This is a genomic window from Oxalobacter paraformigenes (genome assembly GCF_000158475.2).
GTDB lineage: Bacteria > Pseudomonadota > Gammaproteobacteria > Burkholderiales > Burkholderiaceae_D > Oxalobacter > Oxalobacter paraformigenes.
The window spans coordinates 233,684-246,511 of sequence record NZ_KI392031.1 but is presented as its reverse complement, the minus strand read 5'-3'; the positions used below and the strand labels follow the sequence as shown (position 1 = coordinate 246,511).

10 protein-coding genes and 3 tRNA genes are annotated in these 12,828 nt (G+C 52.0%); 1 reads left to right on the top strand and 12 read right to left on the bottom strand.

What is annotated here, in order from left to right; genetic code table 11:
- Positions 1-4: 4 nt before the first annotated feature.
- The 6 genes from rpoD to OFAG_RS04460 all read right to left on the bottom strand — a co-directional run bounded on the left by rpoD (position 5) and on the right by OFAG_RS04460 (position 7,117).
- Positions 5-2,488: an RNA polymerase sigma factor RpoD gene (rpoD, locus tag OFAG_RS04485; protein WP_005877625.1), complete on the bottom strand. Its 2,484-nt coding sequence runs from the start codon at positions 2,486-2,488 to the stop codon at positions 5-7.
- 157 nt (positions 2,489-2,645) lie between these two features.
- On the bottom strand, positions 2,646-4,457 hold the full coding sequence (gene dnaG / locus OFAG_RS04480; RefSeq protein ID WP_005877627.1) for a DNA primase: 1,812 nt from the start codon (positions 4,455-4,457) through the stop codon (positions 2,646-2,648).
- Positions 4,458-4,511: 54 nt separating this feature from the next.
- The gene (locus tag OFAG_RS04475) at positions 4,512-4,955 is read right to left on the bottom strand and encodes a GatB/YqeY domain-containing protein (protein ID WP_005877629.1); all 444 of its coding nucleotides are present in this window, start codon (positions 4,953-4,955) and stop codon (positions 4,512-4,514) included.
- Between the two features lie 106 nt (positions 4,956-5,061).
- The gene (rpsU, locus tag OFAG_RS04470; protein ID WP_005877634.1) at positions 5,062-5,274 is read right to left on the bottom strand and encodes a 30S ribosomal protein S21; all 213 of its coding nucleotides are present in this window, start codon (positions 5,272-5,274) and stop codon (positions 5,062-5,064) included.
- A gap of 144 nt (positions 5,275-5,418) precedes the next feature.
- The gene (locus tag OFAG_RS04465; RefSeq protein WP_005877636.1) at positions 5,419-6,354 is read right to left on the bottom strand and encodes a histone deacetylase family protein; all 936 of its coding nucleotides are present in this window, start codon (positions 6,352-6,354) and stop codon (positions 5,419-5,421) included.
- 184 nt (positions 6,355-6,538) lie between these two features.
- Entirely contained in the window at positions 6,539-7,117 is a 579-nt protein-coding gene (locus OFAG_RS04460) for a superoxide dismutase (RefSeq protein ID WP_005877638.1), read from the bottom strand.
- 547 nt (positions 7,118-7,664) lie between these two features.
- On the opposite strand from OFAG_RS04460, the gene OFAG_RS04450 reads away from it, so the two are divergent.
- Positions 7,665-7,964 (top strand): helix-turn-helix domain-containing protein, encoded by a 300-nt coding sequence (locus OFAG_RS04450; RefSeq protein WP_005877640.1) that lies wholly within the window; start codon positions 7,665-7,667, stop codon positions 7,962-7,964.
- A gap of 766 nt (positions 7,965-8,730) precedes the next feature.
- Here the strand turns inward: OFAG_RS04450 and OFAG_RS04445 are convergent.
- The 6 genes from OFAG_RS04445 to uvrC all read right to left on the bottom strand — a co-directional run bounded on the left by OFAG_RS04445 (position 8,731) and on the right by uvrC (position 12,828).
- A complete protein-coding gene (locus OFAG_RS04445; RefSeq protein WP_005877642.1) occupies positions 8,731-9,546 on the bottom strand; it encodes a TrmH family RNA methyltransferase in 816 nt (271 codons plus the stop codon).
- 313 nt (positions 9,547-9,859) lie between these two features.
- Positions 9,860-9,933, bottom strand: a tRNA-Cys gene (locus OFAG_RS04435).
- 55 nt (positions 9,934-9,988) lie between these two features.
- Positions 9,989-10,064 (bottom strand) — tRNA-Gly (locus OFAG_RS04430).
- An 86-nt stretch (positions 10,065-10,150) separates the two neighbouring features.
- Positions 10,151-10,226, bottom strand: a tRNA-Gly gene (locus OFAG_RS04425).
- Between the two features lie 56 nt (positions 10,227-10,282).
- The gene (gene pgsA / locus OFAG_RS04420) at positions 10,283-10,846 is read right to left on the bottom strand and encodes a CDP-diacylglycerol--glycerol-3-phosphate 3-phosphatidyltransferase (protein ID WP_040720856.1); all 564 of its coding nucleotides are present in this window, start codon (positions 10,844-10,846) and stop codon (positions 10,283-10,285) included.
- 77 nt (positions 10,847-10,923) lie between these two features.
- Entirely contained in the window at positions 10,924-12,828 is a 1,905-nt protein-coding gene (uvrC, locus tag OFAG_RS04415; RefSeq protein ID WP_005877648.1) for an excinuclease ABC subunit UvrC, read from the bottom strand.

Genomic DNA, 12,828 nt, shown 5'->3' with positions numbered 1-12,828 from the left:
TTTATCAATTGCTTTCCAGGAAACTCTTAAGTTTATCCGATCGTGATGGATGACGCAATTTTCTCAGCGCTTTCGCTTCTATCTGGCGAATACGTTCGCGCGTTACATCAAACTGTTTGCCGACTTCCTCAAGCGTGTGATCGGTGGACATTTCGACACCGAAACGCATCCGCAACACCTTCGCTTCCCTCGGGGTCAACGAATCCAGCACATCTTTCACGACATTGCGCATCGAGGCATGCAATGCCGCATCGGCAGGAGCCAGCGTATTGTTGTCCTCGATAAAATCGCCCAGATGCGAATCGTCGTCGTCCCCGATTGGCGTTTCCATCGAAATCGGTTCTTTCGCAATCTTCATGATCTTGCGGATCTTGTCCTCCGGCATATCCATCTTGACCGCCAGGGTTGCCGGATCGGGCTCAGCGCCCGTTTCCTGCAAAATCTGGCGTGAAATACGGTTCATCTTGTTAATGGTTTCAATCATGTGTACCGGAATGCGGATGGTACGCGCCTGATCGGCAATCGAACGCGTAATCGCCTGCCGGATCCACCAGGTCGCATACGTCGAGAACTTGTATCCCCGGCGATACTCGAACTTGTCGACCGCTTTCATCAAACCGATATTTCCTTCCTGAATCAGGTCGAGAAACTGCAAGCCGCGATTGGTATACTTCTTGGCTATCGAAATGACCAGACGCAGATTGGCTTCCGTCATTTCTTTCTTGGCCTTGCGGGCACGCATTTCGCCAGCCACCATTTTGCGGTTGATTTCCCGCAAATCGGCCAGCGGCATACCGATACGCTTTTCAATATCCACCAGATTTTGCTGCAATTCCTTGATCATCGGAACATTGCGGGACAGAATCTCGCTATACGGATGGCCTGCATGAACTTCCTCGTCCACCCATTCCATATTCGTCTCGTTTCCCGGGAAGGTCTTGATAAAATGAGCCCTGGGAACACCGCATTTGTTCACGGCCACATTCAGAATTTCCCGTTCGATCTGGCGAACATCATCCATTTGCGTACGCAAGGTATCGCACAGTTTCTCAATGAAACGTGCCGTAAACCGCATACCCAGCAATTCATCAGAAATACTGTTGTGCGCTTTCACATAGGCGGGCGAGTTATAACCGTCCTTTTCAAAGGCCTGCTGCATTTCCTTGAAATACGTCTCGATCAGCGCAAATCTCGCCAGTGCGTCTTCTTTCAGCTTTTCAAGCTGTTCCGCCGAAAAACCGGCAGCGGCGCCGCCAGCCGAACCGCCGTCGCTTTCCTCTTCTTCAGCCTCTTCCCCATCATTTTCATCCGCGTCGGAATCGTCCTCATCCGATTCATCCTGATCGTTGTCAGACGCCGCAGCCAAGACCTGCGATTCTCCGGCTTCATCCGCCAGACCGTCAACCACTTCATCAATCCGGATTTCATCGTTACGGATCTTTTCAGCCTGCCCGATAATTTCGAGAATCGTGGTAGGACAGGAAGAGATCGCCTGGATCATGTCTTTCAGACCTTCCTCGATCCGCTTGGCGATTTCGATCTCGCCTTCACGCGTCAACAATTCGACAGAACCCATTTCACGCATATACATGCGAACGGGATCGGTCGTCCGACCAAAATCGGAATCCACCGTCGACAGGGCCGCCTCGGCAGCCGCTTCGGCTTCCTCGTCACTCGTTACGGTCACAACATTATCGGTCAACAGCAAGTCTTCGGCGTCCGGCGCATGTTCATACACCGAAATGCCCATATCGTTAAACGTACTGATGATGCCCTCGATCGCGTCAGGATCAATGACATTATCCGGCAAATGATCGTTGATTTCGGCATAAGTCAGGAAAGAACGTTCCTTGCCCAGCTTGATAAGCATTTTCAGGCGTTCGCGGCGGCGTTCCAGTTCCTCTTCTGTCGCTTCCGTGTCTCCGGCCAACGCATCTTTCAGGAGCGCTTTTTCCTTGGCCTTCCGATCTTTCGCACGCGCCTTGTCTGCCGCTTTCATTTCGGCACGCTCTACCGCATTCAGGGCAGCCACTTCCTCGTTTTCAGGCTGGAAATCCTTGGGTTTGCGTCCTCTTCGCCCCGGCACCTTGACAGTCGGCAACACGTAACCGGACGTATCGATAGCTGCCAGTTGTGCAGCATCGGTGGTGACAATCGTGTCGGATACATTGCCTTTTTCCGAAGCCGTAGCCACTGTTTCCTGAGATTCGGCATTTTTCGGTTTTCTGCCCCGCGTGCTTTTGACCTTGACAGCGGCGCTTTCCTGCGCTGGCGTCTCATCGGGAACCGCTTTTTTCCGTCCCCGCCGTGCCTGGGCAACGCCTTCGGAGACCAATGCCGCAGATGCGGCGGACTGATGCGTCTCAGATGTTGCCTTCACCGCGGCAACCGCGCTGTCATCGCGCTTGCGACGGCCTCGCCGTTTGACGGGAGAAGTTTTATCGTTCGTTTCATCTGCCACTGGTTGGAATTTATCTGATTTATCCATGTCGTCCGTTGTCCGCTCGAAAATCCAATGTACCGGCATCCGCCGGTGTTATTCAGACGATACCCGGCGTGCTTTCCATGAAATACATAGCAGCACATTCCGAATGTAAAGTCTTATATTATAACATTTTTTGTGTTTTTTCCGGCTTTGTTTCCCGTCAAAAACTTTTTTCCCGTAAATTTTCCTGAGCCATCTCTTTCTTCAGCTCTTCCTGCTGTTTCTTCAGCTCGTAATAACGCCGGTTTTCCTCTTCGCCGACCAATCCTGAAGAAAAGAGCTTTTCCATTTCCGACGCCAGAACACGTGACCGGATCTGGCGAACTGCGCCGACAAGCTCCATGAGCGCCAGTTCCTGTTCGTATTCCCGATCCAGCGTCTCGTGCACCAGCTGCTCACAATCCACTTTACCCGATCGCAGGTATTCCACCAGCGTCGCGTAACTCCCTTGTTCTCCCAGCTCGCGAATGGCGCTTAAAACCGTCTTCAGCAAATCGCCTTTATCCGGAGAAAAATCGACAATCGCCCCGATATCGGCTTCGCTTAGGCGGGCGGCAAATTGCGGATACATCAACAATAATCGCATCACCTGCCTTTCCAGTCCCACAACAGGCGGACGCGGCAAACGCGCCTCCCTGCGTCTTGACCGTGCAACCGGCCTGGCGACCTCAAGAAACGCTTCCAGCTCGTCGTCAGGCGTTTGTGTAATCTGGCCAAGTTTTCTCATAATCTGCAAACGCAAAGCCGAAGGCGCCATCGCCTGGCACCAGGGTTTCGCCTTGTGCTGCGCCCGTGCCCGCCCTTCCAGCGTATTCATATCGTTTCCGGCCACAAGTTCCTGCAACATGAATTCCGACAGTGGCATCGCCCCTTCAACCTGTTTTTCAAACGCTCCGGCCCCGTATTCCCTGACGTAACTGTCCGGATCGTGTTCCGGCGGCAAAAACAGGAAAGCCACACTCTTTGTGTCCGACACCAGCGGCAGGCTCGCCTCCAGCGCTCTTCTGGCCGCCCCTTTTCCGGCATTGTCGCCATCGAACGAAAAAACGATCCTGTCTGTTTGACGCATCAGTTTCTGCACCTGGGCAGATGTACAAGCTGTTCCAAGAGTCGCCACCGACTGGGGAAACCCCAGCTGCGCCAACGCAACGACATCCATGTATCCTTCGACCACCAGCACATAACCGGCTTCCCGGATTGCCTGCCTTGCCTCGAACAGCCCGTAAAGTTCGCTTCCTTTCTGAAATAAGGGTGTTTCCGGTGAATTCAAGTACTTGGGTTCGCCTTTTTCAAGAATCCGCCCCCCGAACGCAATGACCTGTCCGCGGGTATTTCTTATAGGAAACATAATCCGGTCCCGGAAACGGTCATAGCGCCGTTCTCCGGAAACAACAGCACGGTCATCTTCATGTTTTTCAATGACCAGTCCCGCCTCTACCAGTTCATCTGCCCGATAATTCTCGAAACCGTTTTTCAGACTGTCCCTTGTCGCAGGCGCATATCCCAAGCCGAACCGGAAGGCCATTTCACCGCTTACCCCCCTTTTTTTCAGATAGGCGATGGCCGCCTCCGACTGTTTCAGCTGTTGCCTGTAGTAACGGCTTGCCTGCGTCATCACTTCCGTCAGCGCCAGCGTTTTGGCCTGTTTTTGCGCCCGCTGTTCCGGAGAAACACGCGTATCGTCCCGAGGCACCGTCATTCCGGCGCCTTGCGCCAGTTCTTCCACTGCTTCGACAAAAGAAAGGCCGGAATGTTCCATCAGGAAAGTAATGGCTGAGCCATTCCGGCCACAACCGAAACAGTGGTAAAACTGTTTGACCGGGCTGACCGTAAAACTGGGCGTTTTTTCTGTGTGGAACGGACACAGGCCCAGAAAATTCGCGCCCGCCTTTTTCAGTTGAACGCGATTGCCCACTACCTCGACAATGTCGATGCGGTTCAACAGATCCTGAATGAATGACTGGGGTATCACGAATTAAAAAAACCTTTTTCATTCGCGAAACTTTTTCGCGTGTTGACAGACGGCTCAGGCTTTCATCAAAGCCTTTTTGACCAGCGCGGAAACGGCGGACATATCGGCACGACCGGCAAGCCGCGCTTTCAATACACCCATTACCTTGCCCATATCCTGCGGACCGGCCGCTTCCCTGACGGCATCAGCCACTGCCTTTTCAACCTCTTCCATCGGCAAGGCAGCCGGCATGTAAGCCAGCAAAACCTCTACTTCGGCCTTTTCGTTGTCCGCCAGATCCGGACGCCCGCCAGCCTCGAACTGCGCAATCGAATCCTTGCGCTGCTTGATCATTTTCTCGACAATTGCCAGAATCTGCTGGTCATTCAACTCGATCCGCTCATCGACTTCTTTCTGTTTCATGGCAGCCGTCAGCATGCGGATCGTCCCAAGACGTTTGGCATCCTTGGCGCGCATGGCGCTTTTCATATCGTTGACAATCTGTTCTTTCAAACTCACGTCGATCTCCGATGGACAAAACAATACAACAGCAAAACCCGCCGCGGTTCAACCGGAGCGGGCAACTGTTCAGACTTCCGAAATCCGCCGCAACAGGCGGACAATATCAATACATTTTTTTCGGTAACTGCTGACTACGGATTCGCTTATAGTGACGTTTGACGGCTGCCGCCAGTTTTCTCTTGCGTTCGGCAGTCGGTTTTTCATAAAACTCGCGGGCACGCAATTCTGTCAGAAGACCGGTTTTTTCAATAGTACGTTTGAACCGCCGCATGGCGACTTCGAAAGGTTCGTTTTCTTTAAGGCGAATAGTGGTCATGAATTTATTTCAGGTTTAAGCCAATTTTGAAAAATAAGGATTTTATCAGGTAATTCAGGCTGTGGGAAGCGGTTATCTTTCTTTCACGCACACCGGTTTAGGCAAATACGCAACGCAATCCTGTGAGGAAAAACAAACATTTCGCTAGTTCCCCATCAATGCCCTCACATGCGCAGCCGATCCCGAAGCCAGCCCTTCAAGGCTGTAACCGCCCTCCAGAATAGACACGATCTTGCCATCGCAACATTCATCGGCCACTTTCATCAGTTCTTTTGTCACCCAGTAAAAGTCGTCGTCCGTAAAACTCAGGCCGCCCAGCGGATCTTTTCTGTGCGCATCGAAGCCGGCCGATATAATCAGGATGGAAGGATTGAACTTTTTCAGGGCCGGCAGAATTTCGAAACTCATGCAATTGCGGAATTTGTCGGAACCGGCCCCGCGCGACAAGGGCACGTTGACGACATTGTGATCGATCCCTGTTTCGTAACGCGCGCCGCTCCCCGGGTAAAAAGGCGACTGGTGGCAAGAAGCGTAAAAAATTTCAGGCCGGTGATAAAAAGCGTCCTGTGTTCCATTACCGTGATGAACGTCGAAATCGACAATGGCCACACGGTCGAGCTTGTATTTATCGTAGGCGTAGGCCGCCCCGATCGCGGCATGATTGAACACGCAAAAACCCATCGCCCTGTCCGGTTCGGCATGATGCCCGCACGGACGCGTCGCGCAAAAAACATTGTCCGCCTCGCCTTTCATGACCATATCGACCCCAAGACAGGCGGCGCCCACACAGCTCATCACGCAATCCCAGGTTCCTGGAGACATGATAGTATCCCCCCCATCCAGCGGAACATAACCCACTTTCGGCCGGATCGTTTCAATACGCCGGACATATTCGGGGGTATGCACCAGCAAAAGCTGTTCTTTTGTACCCAGTGGAGCATGACGCCATGGAATCGATTCGAATTCCGGAGTCGTCAGGGCGTCCCTGACAGCGATCAGACGATCCGGACATTCCGGATGTTCCGGTCCGGGAACATGGCCAAGGCAGGCATCGGAAGAGAGAATGACGGTATTGTTCATCGCAGCGTCTCCAGTCGGAAATGGTTTCAGCTATTATAAGGCATCAACCCGGTTTCCCGATAAAAGCATTTTCCGTCAGGAGAAACACGGCAAGCAAAGAGGCCCGTATCGTTTTTACGGTGTTTCAGGCGAACCTGTCGCCTGAAACACCGTAGTCCGTCCAGTTGACGCGAACTTTCCCGTATTAGCCAAAATTGGCCGTGACAAAATCCCAGTTGACGACATTCCAGAATTCATCCGCGTACTTGACGCGTGCATTCCGGTAATCAATGTAATAGGCGTGTTCCCAGACATCGCAGGTCAAAAGCGGCTTGTCCTGACCCGTCAGCGGAGTCCCCGCGTTGGAAGTATTGACAATATCGACAGAACCGTCAGGTTTTTTGACCAGCCATGTCCAGCCGGATCCGAAATTCGAGCTGCACGCGGCGACAAACGCTTTCTGGAAATCGGCGAATGTCCCCCATTTTGCCTGGATGGCATCCCTCAGCGCGCCGGCAGGCTTACCGCCGCCATTCGGTTTCATGCAGTTCCAGTAAAAGGTATGGTTCCATGTCTGGGCGGCATTGTTGAAAATGCCTCCGGACGACTTTTTGATGATATCTTCCAAAGCCATATTTTCGAATTCGGTATTCTTGATGAGCTTGTTCAGATTATCGACATAAGCCTTGTGATGCTTGCCGTAATGATATTCCAGCGTTTCCTGGGAAATGTAAGGTTGCAAGGCATCCATCGGATAGGGCAAGGGAGGCAGTTGATGTTCCATTGGAGTTTCCTTTCTTATTGGCAATAAACGAATAGGGAAAATTTATTATAAGATGAACTGGAAATTGTTGCTGAGAACGCATGAATAGGTATCCCCGTCTGACAGGCAGGGTTCTCCACCCTTTAAGATTGGCTTTCAAGCATAACGCCATGGCTTGCCGGAGGACTGATGCCTGTCAAAACGTTCCATTTTGTCTTTTTGCACTTGCTTTTCTTCGTACCGGGAGGCTCTGCTTCCGGCAAGGCCTGTTCCTGGAAAAGGTCTTGACGATTTCCCTTCCCACTCGCCAGACAGAGAACCGAACGCCCGTAACACGCTGAAAAAAAAGGTATACATCGGTGCGAAACCCTGATTCGGATATCCGACAGGAAGACAGCCGCCATTCACTTCTGTTAAAATGAGCAATTTCGGATTGCGTCTGATTTTATTTAAAGCGGTGCGTCTTAAGGGTTTCTGCGGAATTTTCCGGCCATTGTCCTTCATTGAAAAATCGCAATATCCGATTTTCGGCAGAAAATGACAATACTGCTTTAACAAGGAGTTCACTATGGATATAGGCAATGCCATCAAAACTTGCCGCATACGAAGAGGTCTTTCCCAAACCAAACTGGCCGAACTTTCAGAATGCTCGGTTTCTTACCTCTCGTTAATCGAACACAACCAGCGCGACATCACGGTTTCGACATTGCAAAGAATCTGCCATGCCCTGCATGTCCCAATGGGAATTTTGCTGTTTCTCGGGTCGTCCCAGGATGAATTCGGCAATATCAGCAAGGAACTGGAAGCGGAACTGGCAAAAAACACGCTGGTTCTGTTAAGCGAACCTGTCCAGGACAAAACGGAATAGACAGCCGTTACCGCCCATTTTCCGGCAAGCCAAAAGCCGCTTTCCGCAACGTAAACCGTATCCACCGACTCCAACAGAAAATGCCAGATCGAATCGATCTGGCATTTGCATATTCAGTTTGATAATTCAGTTTACCAGTTGCCGCGCGCTCTTTGTATAACAGCGCCGATAGCACCCAGAATCATGAGTCCAAAGCAAAAAGCAACTCCAGCCATTTCCATAATTTCTCTCCTTGCAAAGTTGGTAAAGTTGGTACTGCGCGTATCAGCTTCATCAGCTCAGGAAAGGAACTTGCTTGCTAGTGGCCAAATCAAGTGACCCTTATCCATGAGTTCCATTAAACCAGACTTCGTTACTCCTGTCAACTATTTTTTGACTTTGAGTAAAAAAATAATAGGATATGAACATAAAAAACATTTATTGGAAAATAAATAATTCCCCACAGACACCAGAAACAGCATTGTCAAAAGCGGCGTTTCCGCTCCGGTTCTCTATCCGTTTGCACGAACCCCTGTTTCTTTTCCTCCACGAAAACGTCAGACTGGCTGCGATGAAAAAGGCGTCTGTTTCCAGATGAGTCCAGACCGGAAGCGCCCGGAAAGAAAAAATCCGGTGTAGAGGGAGCAACTTCACAACACCACACTTGCCGGGAAACAGAATCGCACGGCCAGATCCAGCCGTTTGCCAAACAGGTGACCGCTCCCTTTTTCCCCGCGGCCTTATCCGGCAAAAAACCCGCAAGCGGAATACGGGCCTTTTCAGACTTTCAGTCCGGCAAAGGCCGGTTTCCTCCGGAACATACGCGGTTTTGACGTACCTGTTCAAAAAAACAGACAGCGGCACAGGCGGCCACATTCAGGGATTCCATCGCGCCTTGATGGGGAACGACAACCCTGTCGCTGGCCTTGTCAAGCAGACTTTCTCTTATCCCTTTTCCTTCATGCCCCAGCAACCAGGCGACCGGCAAGCGCAAATCGCAATCATATATCGTTGTTTCCGTATAAGGCGTCGTTGCTATAACCGGAATTTCCGAAGCCTCCATCACATCCTCAAGAACCACGTTTTCAACTATTTCCAAAAGAAAATGCGCGCCCATACCCGCTCTCAGAACACGCGGAGACCAGGCTGAAGCCGTACCGGCGCTGCAGAAAACGCGCGCTATGCCGGCAGCGGCGGCACTGCGGAGTATCGAACCCAGATTCCCCGGATCCTGAATTCTGTCAAGCAACACAGCTGTTTGCCTCAGTACCGGGCATGTTTGCACAGCCGGTTTTGAAATAACGAAAACGATATCGACGCCATTTTCAACCTGGCTTATCGGACGATACAGGCTGTCGGTCAGCAACAGGCATTTCGCGCCTCCGCTCTTGCATTCCTGAACGATAGCGGACACTTCGGGATGATGTTGCGATGTCTGGCTTGCCACACACAGTACCGGTATCCCGACATGCCCGAGATAGGCCTGGCAAAGATGGATACCATCCAGTATGGCATATTCCCCTTTTCGGCTTGCGGCGGAATTGGACGCCAGTTGTCTCAATTTCCGGTATTGGGGGTTATCGCGGGAAGTCAGCAATTTCATAGAAAAGCTCGTTCATACAGTCGGCACATCCAGTGAATGATCAGAACGACAGGCCAAATGGCCGCCGTCAAAAACGGAAAGCCACCCGGACGGCGTTTGTGAAAAAACCGAAGACCGGACACCGGCAGCGAGCGGTTCGACAATCCGGACCATAACAAGGGAGCCTTTCAGAGACTGCCGAAACATACCCTTGTTTTCGCGGACATAAACCATGCAAGCGGAAACGTTCCGGATCCTGCAGACAACGGCAGGTTAGCAAATTTATTAAAGTCCCCTGAAAAAACAAACTGAAAAACCGTACTGAAAGAGAGGATGGAGGCAGGAGACGGAATCGAACCGACGTCTACGGCTTTGCAGGCCGCTGCATAACCACTTTGCTATCCTGCCATCGAAAAACCGGATGCAAAACCGAAAAAACGCCGAACCGGCAACAAGCGAAACGTGGAGCGGGAGAAGAGTCTCGAACTCTCGACCTCAACCTTGGCAAGGTTGCGCTCTACCAACTGAGCTACTCCCGCAACGTACTCATCCAACTACAAGCTGACAAACCAACCGCTTTCATCAGCTACTTCCGGTTCCCGTTTTTCAGAATGCGCTGAAAACGTGGAGCGGGAGAAGAGTCTCGAACTCTCGACCTCAACCTTGGCAAGGTTGCGCTCTACCAACTGAGCTACTCCCGCGTTAGAGATGTGCATTCTAGCACTTGACCCGATTCTGTCAAGGCCTCGTTCCCGATTTACTTCATCAGGGGCCAGGCTTTACGTAAATAATACAACATCGAGACAACAGTCAGGATCGCTGCAATGATCAACAGATACGTTCCGATAAACCGGGTGTCGATAAAATAGAACAGCTTGTTATAAAACAAAAGCATCGGAATGGCAATCATCTGCGCAATCGTCTTGACTTTGCCCAGTGAACTGACCGCCACCGATTTCGATTCGCCGATTTTCGCCATCCACTCCCGTAGCGCGGAAATGGCGATTTCGCGTCCGATGATGATAAACCCCAAAATCGCGCTGACACGCCCCAGCTGGACAAGGACAAGCAAGGAACCCGCCACGATCAGCTTGTCGGCTACCGGATCGAGAAAGGCGCCGAATGCCGACGTCTGATTCCATTTCCGCGCCAGATAACCGTCGATCCAGTCGGTTATGGCGGCCACAATAAAAATCAGGGCCGCCGTCAGGCTTTGCGCATAAAGCGATATCCAGTTTTCCGGCAGATAAAAAATTCCCACCAGCAAAGGCACGAGCGCAACCCGCAGCCAGGTCAGGAAAATGGGCAAATTGAACGGCATAACTTGATTCTTGCAGGTTCCACTAATAGTCTGTATTTTCATATCGTATAGAACATTAAAAAATACAAGGCGTTATTCTAATGCAACTGATCGTATATCTGTTGAGCCAGACGATGGGAAATGCCTTCGACTGTCGCCAGATCGTCTACGGATGCATCGGCAATACCCCGGACGCTTCCGAATCGCGCCAGAAGCCGTTGTCTTCTTTTGGCGCCGACGCCTTCTATTTCCTCAAGACGCGACGCCTGTCTTTTCTTGTCCCGTTTCGCGCGCATGCCGGTAATGGCAAAACGGTGCGCTTCGTCGCGGATCTGGGCAATCAGCATTAAAACACCCGAATCTTTCCCGAGTTCCTGAGGCAAGCGCCCATCGGCATAGACCAGTGTTTCAAGGCCGACTTTTCTGCCTTCTCCCTTGGCGACACCGACAATCAGTCCCAGATCGTGCCCCAGTTCCGCAAAAACCTGTGACGCCATGGAAACCTGTCCCTTTCCGCCATCCACCAGAACGATATGGGGCATCAGGTCTTCATGTCCGACCAGTTTCCCGTAACGCCGGGTCAGCACCTGCTTCATGGCGGCATAATCGTCCCCGGGCGTAATGCCTGCGATATTGTAACGCCGATACTCGCTGTTTTGCATTGCGCAATGATGAAAAACGACGCAGGAAGCCTGAACCGCCTCTCCCTGCGTGTGACTGATATCGAAGGCTTCGATACGCAAACTGTCGGGATCGTCGATATCCAGTTTCATCAGATCGATCAGCGCTTTCACACGGGACAATTGGGTGCCGGATTTCGACAGCACCCTCTCCAGCGCGATTTCGGCATTCTTTTGCGCCATTTCCAGCCACAGCCGCCGCTGGCCCTGAGGCTGGAAAACCAGATGTATCCGGTGACCGGCCTGTTCCGACAGCGCCATCATCAGGGCCGGTTCGTCGAAATCCAGATTCAGCACGAGGGTTCGCGGAATCTGCCGGTCTATGTAATGCTGCGCCAGAAACGCCTTCAAAATCCGCGTCTCGCGCTTTTCCCCCTCATTTTCCACCGCACTGCCCATATTTCCCGGAAAAACGGCATGATCGCCCAGATGACGCCCTCCACGAACCATCGCCAGATTGATGCAGGCGCATCCTTGCCTTACCACGACAGCGATAATATCGACATCCTCGGCCTCATTATCCGTTTCCATGCTTTGCTGATGCAGTACCTGCGAAAGGGCGGCAATCTGATTGCGGACCAGAGCGGCTTCCTCGAATTCCAGCCGCCTTGCATAGCCTTCCATTTTTTCCTGCAATTCGCCCAGAATAGCCGTCTGTTCGCCACGCAGGAAACGGACAGCATGTTCAACGTCGCGCCGGTACGCGTTTTCACCGATCAGACCGGCACAGGGGCCGCTGCACCGGCCGATCTGGTAAAGCAGACAGGGCCGGGTCCGGTTCCTGAAAACACTATCCTCGCACGTTCTCAGGCGAAAAACCTTTTGCAGTATCTGGATGGTTTCCCGCACCGCCGACGCGTTCGGGAAAGGCCCGAAATACTCGTTTTTCCTGTCGACCGTTCCCCGATAATAGACGATTCTGGGAACGCGCTGGCCGGTTACCTTCAAATAGGGATAGGACTTGTCGTCCCGGAAAATGATATTGTAGTGCGGATGAAGTGTCTTGATCAGATTGCTTTCCAGAATCAGGGCTTCCACCTCGCTGCGCGTGACAGTCGTCTGCAATCGCGCTATCCGCCCGACCATCATGGCAATACGCGGAGAAGGCGAGGTTTTCTGGAAATACGTGCTGACGCGTTTGACCAGATCGCGCGCTTTTCCGACATACAAGAGCTTGTCGTTTTTGTCGAAAAACCGGTAAACGCCGGGCAAGTGCGGCAATTGCCTGACGGCCTCGAGCACTTCTGCCCTGACCGAAGACGGAACGGCCCGGCTGTTTTTTCCGGCGTCGCGCCCTGAAATGTTCTGGTTTTCTTCGGTCAT

Bases quoted from the DNA above. Each gene is read 5' to 3' on its own strand.
- OFAG_RS04445 (WP_005877642.1), bottom strand. From the start codon at position 9,546: ATGAAATTGCTGACTTCCCGCGATAACCCCCAATACCGGAAATTGAGA.
- OFAG_RS04450 (WP_005877640.1), top strand. From the start codon at position 7,665: ATGGATATAGGCAATGCCATCAAAACTTGCCGCATACGAAGAGGTCTT.
- pgsA (WP_040720856.1), bottom strand. From the start codon at position 10,846: ATGCCGTTCAATTTGCCCATTTTCCTGACCTGGCTGCGGGTTGCGCTC.
- OFAG_RS04465 (WP_005877636.1), bottom strand. From the start codon at position 6,354: ATGAACAATACCGTCATTCTCTCTTCCGATGCCTGCCTTGGCCATGTT.
- OFAG_RS04460 (WP_005877638.1), bottom strand. From the start codon at position 7,117: ATGGAACATCAACTGCCTCCCTTGCCCTATCCGATGGATGCCTTGCAA.
- uvrC (WP_005877648.1), bottom strand. From the start codon at position 12,828: ATGACCGAAGAAAACCAGAACATTTCAGGGCGCGACGCCGGAAAAAAC.
- rpoD (WP_005877625.1), bottom strand. From the start codon at position 2,488: ATGGATAAATCAGATAAATTCCAACCAGTGGCAGATGAAACGAACGAT.
- rpsU (WP_005877634.1), bottom strand. From the start codon at position 5,274: ATGACCACTATTCGCCTTAAAGAAAACGAACCTTTCGAAGTCGCCATG.